A 13297-nucleotide genomic window follows, 5' to 3' on the forward strand; every position below is an offset into this window, starting at 1 on the left:
GGATGGTGGCCTATCGGTCACACCGGCCGTGCTGGAGCATCGCGCCCAGCTCGGCTCGGTCGGCTCCTACACGCTGAACAACACGACCAAGGAGTCGCTGCGGGTGACGGTCACCGTGCGGCCGTGGCGGCAGCAGCTCGACGGGACCGTCATCTCCGACCCGCGGGCGAACCTGACGCGCTACGTGCGGGCGACCACGCAGACGTTCACGTTGAGCGCCGGAGCCAAGCGGCCGGTGTCGTTCCGGATGGTCCGGCGCCCGTCGGGCGGGTCGCTGTACGCGTCGGTCGAGGCGTTCGGCAAGCCGACCAACACGAAGGGCCGCAAGGGGATCATCCCCCAGTACAAGATCGTCTCGTCGCTGCGGCTCAACCCGTCGCGTAAGTCCTACCGGCTCAAGACGGGCGCGGCGCAGGTGCGCGGCGGGTCGCTGATCCTCCCGGTGCGCAACCTCGGCAACTCGATCGACCCGGTCTCGGGGACGTACACGCTGTCCGGCGCGGGCTCCCGCAACGGGTCGATCGCCGGCGTGAAGGTGATCCCGGGCAAGCTCGTCGGGCTGTCCCTGGGCGCCGTGCGGGGCCTGAAGAAGGGCCGCTACACGGTGTCGGCGTCGCTGGTCCAGGGGTCCAAGCGCGTGACCGCCCGCACGAGCGTTACCGTGCGCTGATCGCGTTCGAATCGATCTTCACCCTCGAGGCGACGCCGATCAAGTTCGGGCCCGGCGCGGTTGCCGACGCCGGGTTCGAGGCGGCGCGCCTCGGGATCACGCGGGCCCTCGTGGTCACCGATCCAGGGATTCCTTGGGTCGAGTCCGTTTGCGCGTCGCTGCGCGCCTCGGGCATCTCGGTGGTGGTCTTCTCGGAGTCGCGGGTCGAGCCGACGCTCGAGTCGCTGCAGGCGGCGGCGGACTTCGCTCTGGCATCCGATGTCGACGGGTTCGTGTCGATCGGCGGTGGCTCGGCGATCGACACCGCCAAGGTGGCGAACCTGATCGTCTCCTGGCCGGCGCCGCTCATGTCGTATGTCAATGCGCCGGTGGGTGACGGTCTTGCCGTGCCGGGGCCGCTCCGCCCGCACCTCGCCATTCCCACGACGTGCGGCACGGGCTCGGAGGCGACGACGGTCGCCGTGCTGGACGTGCCGTCGCTTTCGGTGAAGTCGGGGATCTCGCATCGGTTCTTGCGGCCCTCGCAGGCGATCGTCGACCCGTCGTTGGCAGCTTCCTTGCCTTCCGAGGTGGTCGCGTCGGCTGGTCTGGACGTGATCTGCCACGCGGCCGAGTCGTACCTGTCGCTGCCGTATTCCTCGCGCCCGGCGGCGGCTTCTCCTTCGGCTCGCCCGCCCTACCAGGGGGCGAACCCGGTGGCCGACGTGTGGTCATCGACGGCTCTGGAGTACGGCGGGCGATATCTGCGGCGAGCGGTCTCCGGCGATGTGGAGGCGCGGGGCTGGATGATGCTCGCGGCGTCGATGGCGGGCGTGGGCTTCGGCTCGGCCGGCGTGCACATCCCCCACGCGTGCGCCTATCCGATCGCGGGGCTGCGACATCTGTACGTGCCGCCGGGCTACCCGTCGGACCATCCGTTCGTGCCGCACGGGATCTCCGTCATCGTGACGGCGCCGGCGGCGTTCCGGTTCACCTTTCCGGCCTCTCCCTCGCGCCACGAGCACGTCGCCGCGCTGTTGGGCGCGCCGGGGTCGGGTCCGGACGCGCTGCCGTCGGCGCTGTCGTCCTTGATGGCTGACTTGGGCGTGCCGTCTTTGTCCGATCTCGGCTACGGCGAGGAGGACATCCCGGCGTTGGTACGCGGGGCGCGGGCGCAGGAGCGGTTGCTGGTCGGCTCGCCGCGCCCGGTGACCGACGACGATCTCTCCGCAATCCTGCGCGAGAGTTTGCACGCTTAAGTCACAGTTCGCGTGTTGTTTCGTCGCAGTTTGGCGTCGATGCTTGGGGGGTGATCCGACCCACCTTCCCCACAGGCAAGTCAGCCGGATCACCCCCCTCCGTGGAGGTGATCGCAGCAGCGCAGAAGGACCTCATCACCACGGCTCAACTCCGCGCGTGCGGGCTCTCGGACAGCGCGATCGCAAAGCGCGTCGCGCGCGGGGTCCTGCATCGCCGCTTCCGGTGCGTCTACTCGCTCGGCCCGGCACATCTCTCGCTTGAGGCACAGTGGCTTGCAGCGGTGCTCGGCGCCGGTCCAGGCTCGGTCTTGTGCCGCTGCTCGGCCTCACAGTTGCACGGGGTCCGCTCCCATCGCCCTCCCCTTATTGCTGTCTTTTCTCCGCGAGTTCGCACCCTCCCGGGCGTCAAAGTCCACAGGTACCGGTCCCTCGACCCCCGCGATGTCACAACCGAGCGCGGCATCCCCGTCACCACGCTCCACCGCACCATCGTCGACCTCGCCGACGAGCTCACGCCGCCCGAGCTCGCGAACGTCATCCACGAGGCCGCCCACCTCGGCCGCTGGGTCGAGACCGCGGTCCGGGACTGCGCCGCCCGCCTCAACGGCCGCCAGAACCTCGAGGTGCTCGAGCAGGCGATCGCGCTCTACAACGACGGCTCCGCCGGCGCCAAGAGCCGCGCCGAGCTCGCGCTCGCCCTCAGAGCCGCCGACCTCCCCGCGTTCCGCCAGAACGTGCACGTGGAGGACATCGAGGTCGACTTCCACTTCCCGTCGCTGAAGCTCGTGCTGGAGATCGACGGGGCCGGCCATGGCCGCCCGTCGACCCGCCGCGAGGACAAGCTCAAGGAGCGCATCCTCACCACCGCCGGCTACGAGGTGCTGCGCTTCCCCGACACGACGCCGAGCGAGACGATCGTCGCTGCCGTCAGCGCTCGTCGTCCCACGCCATCGAGCTCATGCGCCAGCCGTGCGGCGTGAGCACGAACTGCGTCGAGATCGCCCCGCGCGCCTCGAAGGCCGCCCCGTTCTGCACGCCCCGTTTCTCGTAGGAGCACCACCGATGCGCGACCGTGCCGAAGATCTGATCGACCGCCTCGAGCTCACCCTCGTAGAAGGAGGTGAGCGCGCCCGAGGCGACGAGCGCCGCCCGCGGGGCGATGAACTCGTCGACGGTGGTGACCTCCGGCGCGTCGCCGGTGTTGCGGATCAGCATCCCGCCGTCCATGAAGAGGTCGCGGATCGTGTCGTAGCCCGGCTGCCCGCCCTCTTCGAAGGAGACGGCGGCGAAGAAGGCCGCCGCGAGGCGGGCGAGTTCGGCTTCGGTGTCCATAGGAGACAGGACTCTAATCTCGCCCGGATGCTTCCCCTGTCCCAGTCGCCGGCCTGGCAGCAGCAGCGCGCGTTCTACGAGGACCGCGCGAGCGAGGCGTTCGCGGAGATCCCCCATGAGGCCGTCGACAACCCGTGGGTGGCGGCGGCGTACGCGCGGGTGATCGAGGCCTTCGTCCGCGATCAGCCGGTCGAGCGGGTGCAGATCGTCGAGCTCGGGGCGGGTGCGGGGCGTTTCGCGCACGGGCTCGCACGCGCGTTGCGCCTCCCGTTCACGTACACGCTCACCGACTTCGCCGAGAGCCAGCTCGACGACTGGCGCAAGCACCCGGCGCTCGAAGGCTTCCAGTTCGCGCGGGTGGATCTCACGGGCGACATCGCGCTCGACGTCTCCGGCCCGCTCGTCGTCATCGCCAACTACGTGTTCGACAGCCTCCCGGTGGATGCGTTCGCGGTGAAGGACGGCGTCATCTCGGAGTGTCTGGTCGACGAGGACTTCCGGTTCACGCGCAGGCCGGCGACCGGGTACGGCGACGCGGACCTCGACGCGCTGCTCGAGCACTACCGCACCGCGCTCGACGACACGGTGTTCACCATCCCGACGACAGCGATCCGCGCGCTGCGGCGCCTGCGCGAGCTGTCGGGCGACCGTCTGCTCGTCCTGGCGGCGGACAAGTCGCTCAACACGGAGGAGTCGCTCGCCTACCGCTCCGAGCCCGAGCCCGCCCGGCACAGTGGCGCGTTCAGCCTGATGGTCAACATGCACGCGCTCGGCCTCGACGCGCGGCGCCATGGCGGTGAGCTGCTGCACGGCGGCGACCGGCACGAGGCGCTCGACGTGGCCGCGCTGGTGTTCGGCGCGGGCGATGAGACGCGGGCGGCGTACGCGGACGCGATCGAGCGGTTCGGGCCGGGTGATCTGGCGACCTTGACGGCGGGCGTCGAGCGGGTGGCTGACGGGCTGGGCGTCGGCGAGATCGTCGCGCTGCTGCGGCTGAGCGGGTGGGACGCGACGACCCTGCACGCGGTGCTCGGGCCGCTGCGCGACAAGGCGGCAGAGGCCGACCCGGCGACCCAGGAGGACCTGCGCTTCGCCCTGTTCGAGACGTACGACCAGCACTTCGCCGTGCCCGGCGACCCGGACCTCCCGTTCGCGATCGGGCTGTTGCTCTACGAGTTGCAGGACTACGAGGACGCGATCGAGTTCTTCGAGGCCTCGCTCGAGCAACACGGTCACGACCCGGCGACGGAGAAGAACATCGAACTGTGCGAGGCGATGCTCGAGTGACGCGGCAGTCACGCGACGTACGCGGCGCTGGAAAGGCGGTCGTAGCGTCGCGTCCATGCCCACGATCACCACGCAGGACGGCACAGAGATCTTCTACAAGGACTGGGGCACCGGTCCGGTCATCGTGCTCTGCCACGGCTGGCCGCTGAGCTCCGACAGCTGGGACGCGCAGTCGATCTTCCTGTCGATGAACGGGTTCCGGGTCATCGCCCACGACCGGCGCGGCCACGGTCGCTCGAGTCAGACGTGGGGCGGCAACGAGATGGACACCTACGCCGACGACCTGGCCACGCTGCTCGACGCGCTGGACGTGACCGACGTGACGATCGTCGGGTTCTCGACCGGCGGCGGCGAGGTCGCCCGCTACATCGGCCGCCACGGCACCGCTCGTGTCGCGAAGGCGTGTCTGGTCTCGGCCGTCCCGCCGTTCATGCTCAAGACCGACGACAACCCAGGGGGCGTGCCGATCGACGTCTTCGACGGCTTGCGCGCCGGCTCGCTCGCCAACCGCGCGCAGCTCTACCGCGACCTGGCCGATGGCCCGTTCTTCAACAACAACCGCGAGGGGACCGACATCCCCCAGGGCACCCGCGACGAGTTCTGGCGTGAGGGCATGCAGTCCGGCGCCCGCAACGCCTACGAGTGCATCGCGGCGTTCAGCGCCACCGACTTCCGTGGCGACCTCGCCAAGTTCGACGTCCCGACCCTGGTCATCCACTCCGACGACGACCAGGTCGTCCCCTACGAGGTGGGCGGGAAGGCCTCGGCGGCGCTGATCGATGGCGCGACGCTGATCACTTACGAGGGCGGTCCGCACGGCATCACCGACACCCACACGGACCGACTCAACAACGACCTACTGGAATTCGCCCGGAGCTAGGGCGGTCGGCAGCGAGCTGATCACCTCGGCGCCGTCCGCCGTCACCAGGAGGATGTCCTCGACCTGGACGGCGCCGAAGTCCGGCCGGCACAGGAACGGCTCGATCGTGATCACGTCGCCGGGCTGAAGCTCCGTGCCGGAACGCCCGAGGCCCGGATCCTCGTGGATCTCGAGGCCGACACCGTGCCCGAGCGCGGTCGGGAAGCCCTCCATCGCCGCGCTCGTGCGCTGGGTGGGCAGGCCTTCGGCCTCGAACCGGTCGCACGCCGCGGCCCACAGGTCGCGGCCCACAGCACGCCGGGCTTGACGCTCGCGATCGCGGTGTCGTGCGCCTCGACGACGAGCGCGTGCCACTCGGCGATCTCCGGGTCCGGCGTGCCCGCGACGAACGTCCGCGCGATGTCCGAGAAGCACGCGGACTCCCGGTCCTGCGGCGCGAGGTCGACGATCACGACCTCGCCTGCCGAGATCGGCCCGAACCCCGGCCCGTGCCCCGAGGCCGTCTGCGCCCCGCGGGCGACGGTGAACGTGGCGAGCGAGGCGCCGTTGGCCTCGACCGCGGCGCGAACCGCCTCACCGAGCCGTTCACACGTGAGCGGCTTTCCGTCTTGGTGCAGAACGCCGTCGCGACCCTCAGCCTCATGTAGAGCCTGAGCTGCCGCTTTGAGGCCGGCCTCCGCGGCCTTCGTGGCACGCCAGATCCCGCGCAACTCCGCCGCTCTCTTGTTCCGCCGCCGCTGCGCGAACAGCTGATGGTCGACGTAGAGCTCGATCCCTCCCGCCCGCAGATGCTCGGCCGTCGCCAGCGGGAAGGTCGGCGGCACGGCCGCCCGCGTGATCCCCATCTCCCGGCACGCCCGCAACCGCACCTCCAGCAGCGCGCCCTCCCGCGACTCACCCGAGTCGATCAGGTCCCGCAGCCCGAGGTCGGCGAACATGTCGAGCTGCTGCAACTCCGGCCGCGCGGCGCCGATCGTCGCCGCGTCCAGTGACGACACCGCCGCAAAAGCCAGCCCGTCCCGCTCGCCGTACAGGAACGGATCGACCACGCTCGCGGGGATCTCATGGCGCAGTTCGGGAGAGCGGATCGTGTCCGCGTCGATCAGCACGTCTTGAGGCACGCCGGCCACCGTACACCGCCCACGCGGTGCCGCTGGCGGCGCGCCGCGTCGTCAGCGCCATCGCTTCCCGCCGGACCCCGCGTCGCGCCGCGCGCCCCGCCCGACCCCGCGTCACGCCGCCGCGCCGGCGCCACCACGCCCCGCCGGACCCCGCGTCGCGCCGCCACGCCCGACCCCGCGGCGCGCCGCCTCCGCGCCCCGCCGGACCCGCGTCGCGCCGCCACGTCCGACCCCGCGGCGCGCCGCCGCCACGCCCCGCCGGACCCGCGTCGCGCCGCCTCGCCCGACCCCGCGGCGCGCCGCCTCCACGCCCCGCCGGACCCGCGTCGCGCCGCCTCGTGGCTCGCAGCGAACGAGGTGTGCCGTCTTGGTCGCGGAAAACCAGACCAAGCCGACGCACCCGGTGCTAGGCGCAGTCGACGGCGGGGGTGCGGGCGGTGCGGGTCGAGCCGGCGGCCAGCGCGAGGGCGCCCGCGACACCCGCGATCACGAACACCGCGGACGGCCCGAAGGCGTCGGCGACCGTGCCGGCCAGTGCCGATCCAAGCGCCGCGCCGACCGAGACCGCCGTCGCGAGCCACGCGAACGCCTCGGTGACCGTGCCCGCGGGCGCCGCCCGCTCGACCAGCCCGTACACGACGGCGTATGTCGGCGCGATCGCCGCGCCCCCGACCAGCAGCCCGAGCGCCAGGACGAACACGTTGACCGCGGCACCCGCCAAGGCGGTGTGGCCGGCGGCGAGGACGAGCAGCAGCGGGACGAGCGGCGCGATCCCCCCACGCCGCGCGAGCCACACCCCGCCCAGCAGCGATCCCATGCCCCAGACCCCGAGCAGCGGCCCGGCCGCCGCAGCGTTCCCGAGCGCGTCGGCCGCCGTGGTCACGCCGATCTCGGTCGCACCGAAGATCGCGCCGACCGAGCCCATGACGAGGACGAGCGCGCGCAGCGCCGGCGACCCCAGCGCGCCACGACGAGGCGAGCGCGACGACGCCGCGCCCGCCGATGCCGCGCCGCGCTCGCCACCCGCCGACGCGACGCGCCCCTCACCGTCGGTCGCCGGACGCCATGCCCGGGACGCAGGGTGGGCGGCGAAGGCGAGCGTCCCCGCCAGCAGGACGGCGCCGGCGCCGACGAGCGCGGCGCCGGTCGAGAAGAGCGCGCCCGCACCCAGCGCCAGCGGGGGGCCGAAGACCCAGCACAGCTCGACGGCGGAGGCCTCGACCGCGAACGCACGCGCGTCGGTCAGCAGCGTGCGCACGCAGGCGCCGACCGGCGGGGTCGCGAGGCCGATCCCGGCCGACAGCGCGAGCAGCACGCCGAGCGGCACGCCGGCCGGGAGCAGCGCGATCGCGACCAGCAGCGCGAGCGAGACCGACGAGGTCACGGCCAGCACGAGCGTCTGGCCGCGCCGGTCGACGACCCGGCCGAGCGCAGGACCACCGATCCCGAGAGCGATCGCGTAGGCGGCGGTGACGAGCCCCGCGGCCGCGAACGAGCCGGTCACGCGCTGGGCGTGGACCAGCAGGCCGATGCTGAACATGGCGAGCGGCAGGCGGGCGACGATCGAGAGCGTGAGCATGCGAAAGAAGCTACGCTCCACTGGTGCAGATACCAGTGCCACTTTCGCCGCCGTGGACGGTACCAGTCGTTCAGTAGAGCTCCTGCTCGCGGTCGATCGCGACGGCCCGCACACCCTCGGCGCCCAGATCGAGGAGCAGCTGCGCACCGCGATCCGCACCGGCACGCTCCGACCGGGAGCGGAGATCCCCTCGACGCGCGACCTCGCGCGGCAACTCGGCATCTCACGCCGCGTCGCGGTCGAGGCCTACGCCCAACTCGCCGCCGAGGGCTACCTCAGCATCCGCCAGGGCGCCCGCCCACGGGTGTCCGAGACCGCCGTCGAGACGGCGCCGACCGTCGCCGGATGGCGCGGCGGAGAGACACGCGACGCGGGACCGCGCGGCGGCGGAGCGGACGAGCCGGCGCGCGGCGGCGGGCCGCTCGCCGCACCTCTGCCGGCCGCCGCGGCGCCGCGGGCGGCGCGGTTCGACTTCCGGCCGAGCGTCCCCGACGTGAGCGCCTTTCCCCGCGCCGCGTGGCTGAAGTCGCTGCGGACCGCCATCGCGAACGCCACGGACGCGGAGCTCCAGTACGGCGACCCCACGGGTGACGACGTCCTCAAGCGCGTGCTCGCGGACTACCTCGGGCGGGTGCGCGGGGTCGTCGCCGAGCCGGGACGCGTCGTGGTCACCAACGGGTTCGGGCAGTCGCTGAACCTGCTGTGCGGCGTCCTGCGGCGCGGCGGGGCGAAGCGGGTCGCCCTCGAGAGCCCGAGCAACCCGGAGAACCGGGAGGTGGTCGCCCGCGCGGGGCTCGAGCCTGTCCCGGTCGAAGTGGACGAGCAGGGCATCCGCGTCGACGAGCTGGGCGATGTCGACGCGGTGCTCATCACGCCCGCGCACCAGCATCCGACGGGAGTCGTGCTCACGGCCGAGCGTCGCGCACAGCTCCTCAACTGGCTCCGCGACCGCGACGCGCTGGCGATCGAGGACGACTATGACGCGGAGTACCGGTACGACCGCGCGGCGATCGGCGCGTTGCAGGGGCTCGAGCCTGAGCGGATCGTGTACGCCGGGTCGGCGAGCAAGACGCTCGCGCCGGCGCTGCGGCTCGGGTGGCTCGTGGTCCCGCGGCGGCTGGTCGACCCGATCCGCGAGAGCAAGTATCTGGCGGACCTCGGGACGGCGCGGATCGAGCAGCACGCGTTCGCCGACTTCATCGCCCGGGGCGAGCTCGACCGCCACCTGCGCCGCATGCGCGCCCGCTACCGCTCCCGCCGGGACACGCTCGTCGCGGCCCTCGCCGCCGAGCTGCCCGAGGCGACGGTCAAGGGCATCGCGGCCGGCCTGCACGTCACCGTCGAGCTCCCGTACGAGGCCGCGGCGATCCGGGAGGGCGCGCGGGAGCGGCGGATCGACCTGCGCACGCTCGAGGACTACGAGGCGACCGGCCCGCCGACGCTGATGCTCGGCTACGGCGCGCTGCCGGAGCCCGCGATCGTGCCCGGCGTGCGTGAACTCGCCGACCTCGTGCGTCAACATCGCCCGCCTCGCGACGTGTAGTCGATGTGAGCCCCGACGAGCGCTTCGACGCCCTGTACCGCACGCACTACGCGGCCGTGCTGCGCTTCGCGCGCCGCCGGACCGACCCGGCGTCGGCCGAGGACGTCGCGGCCGAGACGTTCGCCATCGCGTGGCGTCGGCTTGAGAAGGTCCCGCCCGAGAAGCCGCTCCCATGGCTCTACACGACCGCGGCCAACGAGCTCAACAACCGCCGCCGCAAGGCCGCGAGCGACGAGCACAAGGCGGCCGCGCTCGGCCACGAGAACGGCCGCGACCCGGCCGACGCGCTGGCGGAGCGGGACGCCGTCCTGCGGGCGCTCGCGACCCTGTCCGCCCGCGACCGCGAGGCCCTGCGCCTCGTGGCGTGGGAGGACCTCAGCCTCGCCGACGCGGCCAAGGTGGCGGGAACGACCCGCGTCGCCTTCGCGGTCCGCGTCTCACGCGCCCGCAAGCGCCTGGCGGCGGCGCTGGAAGAGGAACCGCGTGGCGGGGCGCCGCACAGCGACGCCGCGCCGGTCGCGGCGCCGCGCGGCGCGTCCGCGCGCGGCAGGGCACCCCACAGCGACGCCGCGCCGGTCCCGGCGCCGCGCGGCGCGTCCGCGCGGGGCGGGGCGCCGCCGGCCGCATCCGTCCGCGCCGCCGCCGCGGTCACCCACTCGACCTCCGGAGCCGACCATGCCCGCTGACGTCATCGAGCGCCTGCGCGCCGCCGATCCCGCGCGCGACGTCGACCCCATCGCCCCCGAGGCGCTGCTGACCCGCCTCAAGGCGACTCCACCGCGCAAGCGCAAGCGCCGGCACCGAGCGCTCCTGCTCGTCCCGGTCGCGATCGCCGCCGCCGCGGCCGCCTTCCTCATCCCCAGCGCCAACACGAACCTCGCCGCCCGGGCCTACGCGCAGACCGCGCCCACGAGCGGCCACATCCTCTATGTCCGCACGACGATCGAGACGACGATGCGCACCCCGACCGTCACCAAGGACACCCACGCGATCCGCGAGCGCTGGCAGCAGGGGGAGCGCTGGAACGAGCGAGTCGAGATGGATGGCAAGGTCTTCGGCGAGACGCGGGGAGCGGACGGCAAGCTGCGCTTCAGCGACGGCACGGTCGCCCCGCAGAGCTACGTCGAACTGCGCGAGCCCGGGTTCGTGGAGGAGTTCCGCAAGCGCTACGAGCGCGGCACGCTCGACCAGAGCGACACGACGACCTTCAACGGCCGCCACGCCCGCCGGTATGTGGTCGACGAAGGCCGCAACCGGGCCGAGTACTTCATCGACGCCGAGTCCGGCATGCCGCTGGGGTCGATCGAGGAGTTCGCGGTCCTCAGCCCCGGGCCGGGCCAGCCGGCTACGGGCCCGAACGGGACGTTCACCGCGACGACCGTCGTCGACGCGATCGAGCAGCTCCCGGCCACGCCGGCCAACCTCGACAAGCTCAGGTAGGCGGCCAGGGGACCAGCGGCTTGCCGATCTCCCAGTGGTGGCCGAACGGGTCGGCGACGCGCCCGAGCCGCCAGCCGTGGGCGTCCTCGGCGGGGTAGACCAGCGTCGCGCCCGCCTCGACCGCTCGCGCGATGGCGGCGTCCGGGTCGTCGGCGATCAACAACATCCGCACGGTTCCCCCGCCCACGGTCTCGGGGCTGAAGTTGGCGTGCTCGGGGGACTCGTCGGCGACCCAGAAGGTCGCGTCAGCCCCGATCGACAACTGGGCGACGATCGTCTCGTCGCCCACCTTGTAGTCGACGACGGCGCCGAAGGCGGCCTCGTAGAAGGCGATGGCCTCCGGTCCGCGGCGGACAGACAGCTGAGCGAGAACGCGGGTCACGCATGGATCAATACCAGCGCATGCGCGGCTGCGGCTGAGGGGCGCGGGACAGGCGGCGGGAGAAGTAGTTCTTGAGCATGCTTTGCATCTTAGGACATATCTTCCCAGGACGCAACTCGCCAGGACGATAAAGTTCGCTCCATGACCGAGCGCGACGGCGTCGACGCCATCCTCGACCAGTGGAAGACGGAGCGACCCGACCTCGACCCGTCGCCGATCGGGATCGTCGGACGGGTGTCACGGCTCGCGCGGGAACTGGAGGCGCGCCTGGAGCCCGTCTACAAGGCGCATGGGCTCGAGCCGGGCTGGCACGACGTGCTGGCGACGCTGCGCCGCACGGGCCCCGACTACCGACTACGCCCGACGGACCTCACGAACGCGAGCATGCTGACCTCGAGCGGGACGACCAAGCGCCTCGACAAGCTCGAGGCCCAGGGCCTGATCCGCCGCGACCCCGACCCGGACGACCGACGCGGCACGCTGATCACGCTCACCGACGCAGGACGCGCGCTGATCGACTCCGTGACGGCCGCCCACCTGGCCAACGAGGCGAGCCTGATCAGCGCCCTGGACACCAGCGAACAGGCCGTACTCGCCGACCTGCTGCGCAAACTTTTGCTGAGTCTCTAAACTGTCATCCATCGTGCTGGACGAAGGTCCAGCGAAGCAGTGCCCGCGTTTCTCTGTGGTTGCCGAAGCACCCTCCGCGTTTCGCTAGCACATATCCATTGGAGGGCAGTACACATGGCAACCGGAACCGTTAAGTGGTTCAGCGACGAGAAGGGCTTCGGGTTCATCACTCCCGATGACCAGGGCAAGGACCTGTTTGTCCATCACACCGGCATCGCCGGCAACGGGTTCAAGTCCCTGGCTGAGGGCGCGAAGGTCAGCTACGACGCCGAGAACGGGCCGAAGGGGCCGAACGCCGTAAACGTCACCGCGGTCTAAATGGCGTCGAGCTCCAAGAAGCGCACCACCTTCGCGAAGCTCAACCGTGAGGCGGCGGTCCGCGATCGCCGCCAGATCAAGCAGGCCAAGAGGGCCGCGCGCAAACTCGAGGACGGGGCGGTCGAAGACCAGCACGTCGTCGAGGACACGTCGCACCTCGATGTCGCTCACGTCGAAGGCGTGATCGACGGCCTCGAGTCAAAGCCGCACCGGCGCTAGTCGCCGGCCGCGGCTCGGACACATCCGGCCTGGTCGGCGTCCATCCAGATCTCCCAGCGTCCGGACGCCGACTGGCGTTCGTCCTGGAAGTGGTATGGGCGCCGGCCGCCGAACTCGAGCTTGCGCACCCGCCCCACCCCACCGAGCACCGAAGAGATCCGGCGCCGCGGCCAGCCCATCGCATCCTCGATCTCGGGGAACGGCCGTGGCCGGTGCGGACCCTCGGCCAGGTGGTCGAGCAGCTCGCGCATCAGGTCGCTGCAGCGGTCATAGAAGCGCGCGATCTCGACCGCCTCGTGCATCGCGTTCTCCGCGACGCACTCAATCAAGCTGGGACGAGAGGCCATCGAGCCCGTCCACGAGGTCATTGACGCCGCGCACGACCGCGTCCGCGCGCCCGTCCCGGTAGGGCCCGCGCGGCCCCTTCTCCCGTAGCTCCCGCTCGATCGCCGCGAGGCGGTCCTCGATCGCCCCGGGCGGCTCCGGCCGCGCGCGAAGCGTCTCGTAGGCGCGCTGGATCTCCATGAACCGCTCGTCCGTCCCGCCGTCGCGGTCCGGGTGATGGAGCTTGGTCAGCCGCCGGTAGGCCTCGAGGACGACGGCCTGCGACGCCCCGTGGGGCACGCCGAGTACGCGATACGGATCCTTCTGCACAGGG

The 13297-nt window shown here is 72.1% G+C and carries 17 protein-coding genes and 1 pseudogene; 11 read left to right on the forward strand and 7 right to left on the reverse strand.

Translation table 11 applies throughout. The annotated features are described in order from the left end of the window. The first annotated feature begins 28 nt into the window (after window positions 1-28). The 3 genes from G569_RS0121065 to G569_RS0121080 all read left to right on the forward strand — a co-directional run bounded on the left by G569_RS0121065 (window position 29) and on the right by G569_RS0121080 (window position 2888). Window positions 29-670 carry a hypothetical protein gene (locus tag G569_RS0121065; protein WP_028064893.1) on the forward strand — a complete coding sequence of 214 codons (642 nt, stop codon included), beginning with the start codon at window positions 29-31 and terminating at the stop codon, window positions 668-670. Further along, a complete protein-coding gene (locus G569_RS0121075; RefSeq protein ID WP_028064894.1) occupies window positions 667-1908 on the forward strand; it encodes a hydroxyacid-oxoacid transhydrogenase in 1242 nt (413 codons plus the stop codon). Before G569_RS0121065 ends, G569_RS0121075 begins: the two co-directional genes overlap by 4 nt. Window positions 1909-2009: 101 nt before the next feature. Then, window positions 2010-2888: a DUF559 domain-containing protein gene (locus tag G569_RS0121080; protein WP_028064895.1), complete on the forward strand. Its 879-nt coding sequence runs from the start codon at window positions 2010-2012 to the stop codon at window positions 2886-2888. Here the strand turns inward: G569_RS0121080 and G569_RS0121085 are convergent. After that, the gene (locus G569_RS0121085) at window positions 2836-3240 is read right to left on the reverse strand and encodes a hypothetical protein (RefSeq protein ID WP_037498019.1); all 405 of its coding nucleotides are present in this window, start codon (window positions 3238-3240) and stop codon (window positions 2836-2838) included. The genes G569_RS0121080 and G569_RS0121085 overlap by 53 nt on opposite strands. Window positions 3241-3267: 27 nt before the next feature. Between G569_RS0121085 and G569_RS0121090 the strand changes: the two genes are divergently transcribed. Both G569_RS0121090 and G569_RS0121095 read left to right on the forward strand, forming a co-directional pair. After that, window positions 3268-4527, forward strand: a complete 1260-nt coding sequence (locus G569_RS0121090) for an SAM-dependent methyltransferase (protein WP_037498020.1) — start codon at window positions 3268-3270, stop codon at window positions 4525-4527. A gap of 55 nt (window positions 4528-4582) precedes the next feature. Beyond that, complete coding sequence (locus tag G569_RS0121095; protein WP_028064898.1) at window positions 4583-5407, forward strand: alpha/beta fold hydrolase; 825 nt, start codon at window positions 4583-4585, stop codon at window positions 5405-5407. Here G569_RS0121095 and G569_RS65465 read toward each other — a convergent pair. The 3 genes and pseudogenes from G569_RS65465 to G569_RS0121105 form a co-directional block, all read right to left on the reverse strand. Continuing rightward, entirely contained in the window at window positions 5384-5821 is a 438-nt protein-coding gene (locus G569_RS65465; protein WP_084285309.1) for a M24 family metallopeptidase, read from the reverse strand. The genes G569_RS0121095 and G569_RS65465 overlap by 24 nt on opposite strands. Next, window positions 5704-6345 (reverse strand): annotated as a pseudogene (locus G569_RS65470) (M24 family metallopeptidase); the annotation flags it as partial. The gene G569_RS65465 and the pseudogene G569_RS65470, both read right to left, overlap by 118 nt. Before the next feature lie 589 nt (window positions 6346-6934). Next, on the reverse strand, window positions 6935-8107 hold the full coding sequence (locus G569_RS0121105; protein WP_028064899.1) for an MFS transporter: 1173 nt from the start codon (window positions 8105-8107) through the stop codon (window positions 6935-6937). 52 nt (window positions 8108-8159) lie between these two features. Here G569_RS0121105 and pdxR point away from each other — a divergent pair, with 52 nt between their 5' ends. From pdxR to G569_RS0121120, 3 genes are read left to right on the forward strand one after another with little or no spacing between them, the layout of a single operon-like run. Next, a complete protein-coding gene (pdxR, locus tag G569_RS0121110) occupies window positions 8160-9650 on the forward strand; it encodes a MocR-like pyridoxine biosynthesis transcription factor PdxR (protein ID WP_028064900.1) in 1491 nt (496 codons plus the stop codon). A 5-nt stretch (window positions 9651-9655) separates the two neighbouring features. Then, on the forward strand, window positions 9656-10336 hold the full coding sequence (locus G569_RS50250; protein ID WP_053226742.1) for an RNA polymerase sigma factor: 681 nt from the start codon (window positions 9656-9658) through the stop codon (window positions 10334-10336). Further along, entirely contained in the window at window positions 10326-11090 is a 765-nt protein-coding gene (locus G569_RS0121120; protein ID WP_028064901.1) for a hypothetical protein, read from the forward strand. The genes G569_RS50250 and G569_RS0121120 overlap by 11 nt, the downstream gene beginning before the upstream one ends. Here G569_RS0121120 and G569_RS0121125 read toward each other — a convergent pair. Further along, window positions 11083-11472, reverse strand: coding sequence for a VOC family protein (locus G569_RS0121125; protein WP_028064902.1), 390 nt, complete (start codon window positions 11470-11472; stop codon window positions 11083-11085). The genes G569_RS0121120 and G569_RS0121125 overlap by 8 nt on opposite strands. Before the next feature lie 141 nt (window positions 11473-11613). Between G569_RS0121125 and G569_RS0121130 the strand changes: the two genes are divergently transcribed. From G569_RS0121130 to G569_RS0121140, 3 genes are all read left to right on the forward strand, one after another. After that, window positions 11614-12102, forward strand: a complete 489-nt coding sequence (locus G569_RS0121130) for a MarR family winged helix-turn-helix transcriptional regulator (protein ID WP_028064903.1) — start codon at window positions 11614-11616, stop codon at window positions 12100-12102. 114 nt (window positions 12103-12216) lie between these two features. Then, complete coding sequence (locus G569_RS0121135) at window positions 12217-12420, forward strand: cold-shock protein (protein WP_028064904.1); 204 nt, start codon at window positions 12217-12219, stop codon at window positions 12418-12420. Then, window positions 12421-12639, forward strand: a complete 219-nt coding sequence (locus tag G569_RS0121140) for a hypothetical protein (RefSeq protein ID WP_028064905.1) — start codon at window positions 12421-12423, stop codon at window positions 12637-12639. It abuts the gene before it with no gap. Here the strand turns inward: G569_RS0121140 and G569_RS0121145 are convergent. Both G569_RS0121145 and G569_RS63900 read right to left on the reverse strand, forming a co-directional pair. Beyond that, on the reverse strand, window positions 12636-12968 hold the full coding sequence (locus G569_RS0121145; RefSeq protein WP_157592194.1) for a hypothetical protein: 333 nt from the start codon (window positions 12966-12968) through the stop codon (window positions 12636-12638). The genes G569_RS0121140 and G569_RS0121145 overlap by 4 nt on opposite strands. Further along, window positions 12961-13293 (reverse strand): J domain-containing protein, encoded by a 333-nt coding sequence (locus tag G569_RS63900; protein WP_053226743.1) that lies wholly within the window; start codon window positions 13291-13293, stop codon window positions 12961-12963. Before G569_RS63900 ends, G569_RS0121145 begins: the two co-directional genes overlap by 8 nt. Between the last annotated feature and the right edge of the window lie 4 nt (window positions 13294-13297).

The sequence above is a fragment of the Solirubrobacter soli DSM 22325 genome (assembly GCF_000423665.1).
GTDB classification, from domain to species: Bacteria; Actinomycetota; Thermoleophilia; order Solirubrobacterales; family Solirubrobacteraceae; genus Solirubrobacter; species Solirubrobacter soli.

What these genes read in the sequence shown, in the direction of transcription:
- G569_RS0121090 (WP_037498020.1), top strand. Translation starts at nt 3,268, where the DNA reads ATGCTTCCCCTGTCCCAGTCGCCGGCCTGGCAGCAGCAGCGCGCGTTC.
- G569_RS0121130 (WP_028064903.1), top strand. Translation starts at nt 11,614, where the DNA reads ATGACCGAGCGCGACGGCGTCGACGCCATCCTCGACCAGTGGAAGACG.
- G569_RS0121140 (WP_028064905.1), top strand. Translation starts at nt 12,421, where the DNA reads ATGGCGTCGAGCTCCAAGAAGCGCACCACCTTCGCGAAGCTCAACCGT.
- G569_RS0121085 (WP_037498019.1), bottom strand. Translation starts at nt 3,240, where the DNA reads ATGGACACCGAAGCCGAACTCGCCCGCCTCGCGGCGGCCTTCTTCGCC.
- G569_RS0121120 (WP_028064901.1), top strand. Translation starts at nt 10,326, where the DNA reads ATGCCCGCTGACGTCATCGAGCGCCTGCGCGCCGCCGATCCCGCGCGC.
- G569_RS0121095 (WP_028064898.1), top strand. Translation starts at nt 4,583, where the DNA reads ATGCCCACGATCACCACGCAGGACGGCACAGAGATCTTCTACAAGGAC.
- G569_RS0121135 (WP_028064904.1), top strand. Translation starts at nt 12,217, where the DNA reads ATGGCAACCGGAACCGTTAAGTGGTTCAGCGACGAGAAGGGCTTCGGG.
- G569_RS0121105 (WP_028064899.1), bottom strand. Translation starts at nt 8,107, where the DNA reads ATGCTCACGCTCTCGATCGTCGCCCGCCTGCCGCTCGCCATGTTCAGC.